This window comes from Mesorhizobium waimense (assembly GCF_003601975.1).
In the GTDB taxonomy this organism is placed as follows: Bacteria; Pseudomonadota; Alphaproteobacteria; order Rhizobiales; family Rhizobiaceae; genus Mesorhizobium; species Mesorhizobium waimense.
Map to the genome: position 1 here is coordinate 1 of NZ_QZWZ01000108.1, position 6,071 is coordinate 6,071.

Consider the following 6,071-nt stretch of genomic DNA (forward strand, 5'->3'; position numbering starts at 1 on the left):
GATCGGCATCCTCACTCATGGCGCGGCTGTGACCTTTATGACCCGCCTTAGCGCCGCCAGGCTTTGCCCTGTCCCGACGCGCCTTGCGATCGCTCGAAGGTGGCTTGGACGACGTGCGCGATGTCTTCTCTGGCCGCTGTATCCGCAGCACCAGATCGATCAACTCTTCCTTCGTCAGACGCTGCAAATCAGTGCGATCCATATCCCCATAGATTCAGGGATTCTTGCCCCTGACAAGGGCGTGAGTAATTACCATGAGAGGCAGCAGCCGCCCAAGCGCTGTTGCAGGAATGGACGCGGGTTAAGGTCAGCCGGCCAGACTGGGTGCCCGAACTTGATTTCACCTTCTGCCTTTGTGTGGATATTGAGGGCACGATGATCGTCCATCACTTCCACCCAGAAGTGATTTGCGACCCCTTCTGAATATAAGTGCTTCGTCCCTAGCTTGATCGCTGAAAGCCAGAAGCGGCCCCATGTTGTGAGCATCAGCTGCCTTCAGGGCCCGCGATATACGCGGTACGCCTTTCACCGATCTTTTGAAGGTCGGCGCCTGCTGTCCAATCAATGGGCTCTGTCCCGTAGACTCTGTCCAGCACAGTATCGGCCATAATGCGCGCGTGACGCCCGTTTCCGTTCGAAAACGGGTGAATGAAGACGAGGCGGTGATGAAGCCTGACAGCAGCCTCTTTAGGCGGATACGTCTTGTGCTCCGCCCAGTAGCGCGCGTCGTCCATCAGGTCGCGCAGCTGAATGCCGATCTGGATTGGATCAACACCGATGTTCTTCCCGGTCTGGCGAAACGCTCCTGCCCAATCCCACACTTCTCCGAAGAGCCGACGATGAAGCTCAATCGCAAAATCGTCCGAGAGGATGTCTTTGCGGCGCATGCGGGCAAGCCAGCGCAGCCCGGAAGCGATGTTGGCCTGCTCAAGCTCGTCCAGTTCGCCATGCGTGGTGATGTGCTTGTACTTCAGCCCGCCAAGCTCATTCGGATCGAGAGGCGTCGCGCCTTCGGGATATTCGAGCTTGATCGTCACTTGTCTTCCCAAAAGTCAGGAGGCATTTCGTACATCAGCTCCTGCATTAGCCTGGAAACTTCGTGTTGGGTCCGACTGTCGTTCACGGCCTGATGCTCAAGCGCCATGTGCTTGCCCGCTGTGCCAACAATCGCCCGCGCCTTTTTCCGCGCCTGGGCGATGATTAGGTTTTCGATGGCGTCAGGTGGAACGAAGACGTAAGCGAACCGGCAGCCCATTGCTTCAGCGGCAGCCTGCATTGACTTCAGGGTTACGCCGCCATCGAGTTCGGCTTTCTCCGCCTGAGCGATGCGCGCCCGCGTGACCCCCATTCGTTTTGCAAGCTGCGCGCCGGACATGCCGAGGGCCTTTCGCACGGTCCGAATCCAGCCTTCGGTTGGCGTCTCGATATTGCTGCCTTGAAACGCATCGACAATTGCCTGGTACTGTTCCCGGACTGCCTGTTTAACGCTCATTGTAAACTCATATGTTGACGAAATATGATATAATGTCAATATATTGATATACATTTCGAGCCGGTTTGTCAATATATTTATTGACGTCGCTTATGGAAAAAGGGCACGATGTGCCCCAGTTTTGTTCGGAAATGGCGCGCCCAAAGAGATTCGAACTCCTGTCCCCAGATTCGTAATCAAGCCCCCGGTGAGAAAAGCGCCTATCTTATCGCCTCCCTATGCGCGATTGGGATACATAGCTGGAGATTTTGGGAACCGGCTAAGAGGTTCGGTGTTGCTGCGGCGAATAGGAGGTAGTGCGTGCCGGAAGGTAAGAGATTGAGCACGACCGGAGCCAACTGATCGGGCTCACTGCGGACATTGGGTCTGCCTACGTGAGCAACAACCCTGTGCCGGTCGCATCTCTTCCGGAGCTTATCGAAAGCGTAAACTTGTCGCTTTCGAAAATCGGACAACCGGCTGTACCCGAGACGCCGGAGCTAGTTCCAGCGGTCAACCCTAGAACGCAAAAGGGAAGGGCCACCGCAAGGTGGCCCCTGTTAATCCCTTGATTTCCCGAAGGAAACTGGAGCGGGTGAAGCGATTCGAACGCTCGACCCCAACCTTGGCAAGGTTGAGTACTGACATTCCTACTGGTTCCGGGAACACTCCCAAGCTTCCTAGCCAATTGATTTTACAAGCAATAAGCCATATCGAAATTCCTGCACCTTTCTTCCCGGTGGCGACACGGTGGCGACATGGCTTCCATAAAGCTGACTAAGCGGTCTGTTGACGCGGCGACTGCGCTGGACAAGGCAATCATTGTCTACGATACCGAACTGAAGGGCTTTGGCCTGCGGGTTGCATCGAGTGGGATAAAGACGTGGCAGGTTGAATATCGACCGTACCCCGGCGGCCGAAATGTGCCTAAGCGAAGAATGGCCCTGGGATCAACGGCGTCGCTGACACCCGAAGAGGCCCGCTGCAAGGCAAAGAATATACTCGGTTCCGTCGCTAGGGGCAGTGATCCGGCAAAGGATCGGGGTGCAAAGCGTCGCGAAATGAAGATCGCCGGGCTTGTCGACTTGTATGAAACCGAGGGCTGTTACGTCCAGCGCGGCATTCGGCAGGGCCACGAGATGAAGCCGAAAACAAAGGCTTTCACGCTGGCGCGTCTCAGGAACCACGTGATCCCACTACTCGGAGCAAAACGAGTGACGGAGGTTTCAGCCGGCGACATAGAGCGAATGGTGCGGGACATCACCGCCGGGAAGACGGCTAAGGACGAAAAGAGAGGCAAGCGCCGCCGCATAATTGTTCGAGGTGGCGAGGGCGCCGCCAGAAAGGTGGCCCGCGACTTCTCTGCGGTATTCAGCTTTGCAATTCGGCAAAAGGTTGCGATCAGCAATCCATGTGACACGGCTGCTATTCGTAAGACTGACAATCGGCGTGAGCGCTATCTCTCAATTGACGAAGTGAAGCGCCTCGGACAGGCTTTGGAAACGTTGCAATCACAAGGCGTCAACCAGAAGGCCCTGGATATCTCCCGCCTATGGGCGCTAACCGGCTGCCGTCGGGATGAGATAGCTGGGCTCAAGTGGAGCGAAATTGAGTTTGAGCATGCCTGCCTGAGGCTGGAAGAATCCAAGACAGGCAAGAGTATCCGTCCACTTGCGTCGCCCGCACTGGCCCTCCTAGCGTCCCTGCCGCGCATGGCAGATAGTGAGTATGTATTTCCTGCGACAACCGGCGAAGGGCACTACCAAGGGACCAAGAGGATTTGGCCCCGGGTGATTAAACTTGCGGAGTTGCCGGGGGTAACGCCTCACACATTGCGGCACACGCTTGGCTCCGCAGCGGTTTCCACGGGCGAAACACTTGCGATGACGGGCGCAATCCTCGGGCATAGCAACTATCGCTCCACCGCCATATACGCACATATCCAGCGAGATCCCGCGACCAAAGCAGCGGACCGTGCGGTTGGGCCGATTCACGCCGCACTTTCTGGGAAACCGGCTGCCAAGGTCGTCAAACTCCGTAGCCGATGACAGGTCCTGCCTCTAACTTCTGCAACCATGCAGTCACTCCTCCATCCATGCGTTCGCTTTCGGCCACGAAGGTGGAACCACGGCAAACATTTTCGATAGGTTCTATTTCGATAAAGGTATTTGTATTGACCGGCCTGGATCTGGCTGACGGAACCGCCGTATGATTCGCCCGTTTGTCCACAGTGTGCCGGTATGCCCTGTGGACAATTTTTGAGTATGTTCCGCTATGTCCTTGAAATCAGACTCTATTTTACCCCGCTAAGTCATTGACTAAAAAGAGAAATCAGATTGACGCGCCGTGAAAAATATGAGAACGTTTCAGCAACGTCGGTTGCCAGGGCGGGGGCAAAACGTATGTATGCAGCTACGATGCAGGCGGAAAGCAAGCCGAACAATACGGAACGATACGCGCCACCTCGCGATATCCACACTGTGAGGCTTTCTGATGCCCTAAAGGAAACCCACCGTTTCCCGAACAGGAGACAACTGGATTTCTTGGGCAGGTCAGTCACGGATGATAAAGACGACACGACAATCTTCTATGCGGGCGATCTCTCGCTCTTGAATCGCCCTTGCGTTGCGATTGTGGGAACGCGGCAAGTGTCGGACGCGGGTATTGCGCGTACGGTCAGACTGGCAAAGGGCCTCGTTGAGGCGGGTGTGGTAGTCGTTTCTGGGCTAGCGTATGGTGTAGACGCAGTTGCCCATCGTACCGCTATTGATGCCGGGGGCAGAACAATTTCGGTGATTGGAACGCCTTTGGATAAGGCAAGTCCTTCCGAAAACGCAGTAATGCAGGAGGAGATTTATCGCGACCATCTCCTTATCTCTCAGTTCCCTATCGGCCAGAAAACCTCTAGAGCAAGCTTTCCGTTGAGAAACAAGTTAATGGCAACCCTGTCCGATGCGACGGTTGTTATGGAGGCGTCGGACACTTCCGGGACCTTACATCAGGCTGCGGAATGCACGAGGCTGGGCCGTTGGCTATTTATCGCAAGATCGGTAGTGGACGACCCCGCGCTGACATGGCCAGCTAAATTCCTGAAATACGAAACCTGTATGCCGCTCGACAATGTCGAACAGGTGATAGAGCGGGTATCGGCGCCCTCACCAAGTGCTGGCTAAGGCCAGGCATTGAACCGAAAGAGCGCCGGCCTCCAGTAGGAGGGCTCTGCATGCCTTGAGCGAATTGCCGGTTTTTTGAACATCGTCAATCAAAACCACGTGTCGGCCTTTGATGAGCTCCGGGTGCGCCACTCGGATGCTCCCCTGATGGACTTCGATACTCCTGTCGCCACCATGGGCAAGCTTGTCGATTTTTGTCACTCGAACAAGAGACCCTGATGCGTCAAGCCGATTTCCTGACTCTGTGAGTTTCCTAACTAGCGCATGCAATCCACCGTCTGTCTTCTTGGGGTCGTGCGAAGGCACTACGGCCATGGCGATGTTGTCTTTTAGCTCTGGTCCTAGAATCTTGGCGAAATGTTTGACCCCAATCGCCGCGTTGTCCTTGATGTCCAGCACATAACCGCTATGAGCTGGGTAGCTTGAACGATCGCCGCCTTCGGCCCTGTGAACGTTCCACGGCTTGTAGGAACCTAGTGAAACAATACTATGGTTGCCAAGCGTATTAAAAACGTCGCTCATCTCTCTCCCCTGCTACCAAGCAAGCTGGAAGATAGCACGCGCTTACTTAACAAGAAAATTGCAAAGGCTGCTCGACTCTAGCCTTGTCGTCTTTTGGTGCCGCGCCGTCGCTTTTTCAGAGCATCGTTCGGGAGTGCCGCGGACGCGCGGCCTTGAAGCACTTCCCTGCTGGTTCGCTGACTGGGTGCGGCCGTTTCTTCTATATGTTGCACAACGCTCTGGCTCGGACTGCTGGCATCCGGTTCGGTGTGAAGGATGGCCTGTGGATTCGGTGAGGTAGTGCTCGGTCGCTGGTGCGGGACGGGATAATAATAAGCGATCAACGCAACGACTGCGAGCCAGCCTAACCCTCTTTTGCTTCCTCGAGACAATGAAGGTATCCCCCGACACCAATCCAGACCATGCACCCTTTGACTTTTGTTGTCGAATCTTCCGACGAATGGGCTTGCACGCAGTCTTCCACTACGCAATGTTGCCGCTGGGCAAACAATAAGTTGGGGTGGGAACTGTGAAGCGATTTGTCTTTTTGATGTCGATGCTCGTTGGCGTAGCAGGATGTGCGACGCCCCCTGAAAGGATCGCAGGGGTTCCCAACGCCGGTCCTTGTACACAGGCTGACAGAGAGCGTTTGGCCGTAATTTCAAACCAGCAAAACAAGGCAGCAACCGGCGACGCCCTAGGCGTCTTTCTCATAGGCGTACCCGTGTCTTCGATGTCAGGAGGCGACCACGAAACGGAGATCGCAATTCTTAAGGGACGCTGCGGCGCGCCAAAAACCTAGCACTACTTTGGCAGATTTTTGAAAGCGGCGGCACTTTTGGGATTCCCAGGGCGCGATTTGCGTGATTCATGGGTGGTCGGCTTTGTGGAGGGCCGGCCATGGATACGCATTGGAAGACAGATCT

The 6,071-nt window shown here is 55.4% G+C and carries 5 protein-coding genes and 2 pseudogenes; 3 read left to right on the plus strand and 4 right to left on the minus strand.

The window, feature by feature from the left end; translation table 11 throughout:
- From D3227_RS39565 to D3227_RS39575, 3 genes and pseudogenes are all read right to left on the minus strand, one after another.
- Positions 1–202: pseudogene (locus D3227_RS39565) on the minus strand (IS66 family transposase); the annotation flags it as partial.
- 249 nt (positions 203–451) lie between these two features.
- A pseudogene (locus D3227_RS39570) lies at positions 452–1,037 on the minus strand (mobile mystery protein B); the annotation flags it as partial.
- A complete protein-coding gene (locus D3227_RS39575) occupies positions 1,034–1,492 on the minus strand; it encodes a mobile mystery protein A (RefSeq protein ID WP_120019378.1) in 459 nt (152 codons plus the stop codon). The gene D3227_RS39575 and the pseudogene D3227_RS39570, both read right to left, overlap by 4 nt.
- 341 nt (positions 1,493–1,833) lie before the next feature.
- Between D3227_RS39575 and D3227_RS39580 the strand changes: the two genes are divergently transcribed.
- From D3227_RS39580 to D3227_RS39590, 3 genes are all read left to right on the plus strand, one after another.
- The gene (locus tag D3227_RS39580) at positions 1,834–2,043 is read left to right on the plus strand and encodes a MucR family transcriptional regulator (RefSeq protein ID WP_342634056.1); all 210 of its coding nucleotides are present in this window, start codon (positions 1,834–1,836) and stop codon (positions 2,041–2,043) included.
- A gap of 186 nt (positions 2,044–2,229) precedes the next feature.
- A complete protein-coding gene (locus D3227_RS39585) occupies positions 2,230–3,519 on the plus strand; it encodes a tyrosine-type recombinase/integrase (RefSeq protein ID WP_120019379.1) in 1,290 nt (429 codons plus the stop codon).
- Positions 3,520–3,807: 288 nt separating this feature from the next.
- A complete protein-coding gene (locus tag D3227_RS39590) occupies positions 3,808–4,644 on the plus strand; it encodes a DNA-processing protein DprA (protein ID WP_245452151.1) in 837 nt (278 codons plus the stop codon).
- Here D3227_RS39590 and D3227_RS39595 read toward each other — a convergent pair.
- Positions 4,627–5,166, minus strand: coding sequence for a ComF family protein (locus tag D3227_RS39595; RefSeq protein WP_120019380.1), 540 nt, complete (start codon positions 5,164–5,166; stop codon positions 4,627–4,629). The genes D3227_RS39590 and D3227_RS39595 overlap by 18 nt on opposite strands.
- Positions 5,167–6,071: the final 905 nt, after the last annotated feature.